Here is a 1197-nt window from a genome sequence, read left to right as displayed (position 1 = left end):
GCTGAAGAAATGGGTTGAATCTAACGAGCTTAATGTTATCGTAATGTAAAATATATTGTATACAATCTGCTTTTTCAAATGTGACTTGGAGCATATTCATGTTGGGTAAGGAAGAACTCAGAAATCAAAGCATCGCGGTTATAGGGGCGGGAATCATCGGTTTGTCGATTGGCTTAAAACTGCAACAGCAGGGGTATCACGTCACCATTTTTGATCCGAATGGGGTAGGCAATGGGTGCTCGAAAGGGAATGCCGGGCACATCGCGACCGAGCAAGTTTTTCCTCTTGCCACGCCAGCCTTGATCCCTCAATTACCCAAGATGTTATTGAGTTCGACAAGTCCAGTTTCTATTCGTTGGCAAGACTTGCCCAATACCGTCGGTTGGATGATACGTTTTTTATTGAAAGCGAAACCTTCAGCGGCAAAAGCTTCCACGCAGGCGATAACAAGCCTTAACACGCGAGCCGTTCAGAGTTGGAATCTGTTATTAGATTCGATCGGAAAAAGTGGGCTGATTAAGATGGATGGTTCACTGCTGACGTTTGAAAGCGAAAGCTTGTTTGAAGGTTATCAAAGTACGCTTGATGCGTTAACGGAACAAGGTGTTCGGTACGAGCTTTGGACGCAAAACGAAATCCGACGTCGGCTTCCTGAACTCAGCAAAAAGGTTCGGTTTGGCGTCTTTTTTCCAGAAACAGGACATACAATAAACCCTTATGCACTCTGCGTTGATCTAAGTAATGCATTTGAAAAACTCGGAGGTTCACTTGTCCATGAAGAAGTAGACGCAGTAAGTAAAAACGGCGATGTCTTGGTCAATACTCAGCGAATATCTTTTGACAAAATTGTGGTCGCAGCGGGTGTTCATTCTAAAGCTTTGGTTCGCCAGTTAACCGGTGTGAATGTCCCGATACAAGCTGAGCGAGGCTACCATCTCATGATGAATGACAAGCGTGAGTCATTGCCGTTTCCTATCAGTTCTGCCGACAGAAAGTTCATTATGACGCCCATGTCTGAAGGCTTACGTTTGGCGGGAACGGTCGAGTATGCCGATGTGAAATCGCCACCAAACATGAAGCGCGCAGAGATGTTGTATCAGCAGGGGAACGCGATGTTTGAGTCCGGTTTAAATCCGTTGAAACAGCAGGAAAAGTGGATGGGAAATCGACCTTCAACAATCGACTCGTTGCCGGTAA

Annotated in this window: 1 protein-coding gene; it reads left to right on the top strand. The window is 45.6% G+C overall.

Features of this window, described 5'->3' with window-relative positions; translation table 11 throughout:
- Window positions 1-98: 98 nt before the first annotated feature.
- On the top strand, window positions 99-1197 hold a 1099-nt coding region (locus tag R7P35_RS25140; protein WP_318093119.1), incomplete at its 3' end, for an FAD-dependent oxidoreductase.

Origin of the sequence: Vibrio sp. Vb0304, assembly GCF_033338995.1 — a bacterium.
In the GTDB taxonomy this organism is placed as follows: domain Bacteria; phylum Pseudomonadota; class Gammaproteobacteria; order Enterobacterales; family Vibrionaceae; genus Vibrio; species Vibrio alginolyticus.
Note: the sequence above shows the minus strand (reverse complement) of the source record. Positions and strands in the feature narration are given on the sequence as shown.